Raw genomic sequence first — 562 nt, forward strand, 5'->3', positions numbered from 1 at the left:
CCACGGCTGCAATAATGATGATCAGTAGCTTGCTTTTACCTTTTGGTGCATCGGCACCTTGTAGCTGTTCTTCTGCCATTGTTTTCTCTAGTTATTTGTTCTTGTTCAAGATGGTTGAGGTTACAACATTAGGAGTAAAAACTAATTCCATCACGCTTTGAAACCACATTCAAATCAAGATTCACATCGGCATCAAAGTTTTCGTCTGACTGGCCAGAAAAACCGCGTCCAGACGTGCCTTGGCCATTTTGTTCAGCCGCTGCGTAACCACTTTGCTGTTGTCCACTGCTTTGCTGCTGAACCGAGGAATCCGCCAGTTGCATCCCTTGTTGAGCCAACATTTCACGTAGACGAGGCAACGTTTGTTCAATAACGTCACGCGCTTGTGGGTTGGTAACCGTAAAATGCACGTTGGCCAAATCGTTGTTCATCGTCATGCGAATTTGCATACGGCCAAGCTCTGGTGGGTCAAGTCGGATGTCGAGGTTCTTCAAGTTCTTCGACATCATCATTTGTACTTTTTCCGCCACTTGCTCATTAGCGAGTTCTTTTGTTAATTGCA

The 562-nt window shown here is 45.4% G+C and carries 1 protein-coding gene and 1 pseudogene; both read right to left on the minus strand.

Annotated features, from left to right (window positions below; translation table 11 throughout):
* A pseudogene (gene fliL / locus R7Q11_RS28370) lies at positions 1-79 on the minus strand (flagellar basal body-associated protein FliL); the annotation flags it as partial.
* 49 nt (positions 80-128) lie between these two features.
* A partial coding sequence (locus R7Q11_RS28375) for a flagellar hook-length control protein FliK (protein ID WP_225467254.1) occupies positions 129-562 on the minus strand: 434 nt, incomplete at its 5' end.

The sequence above is a fragment of the Vibrio sp. 970 genome (genome assembly GCF_033339075.1).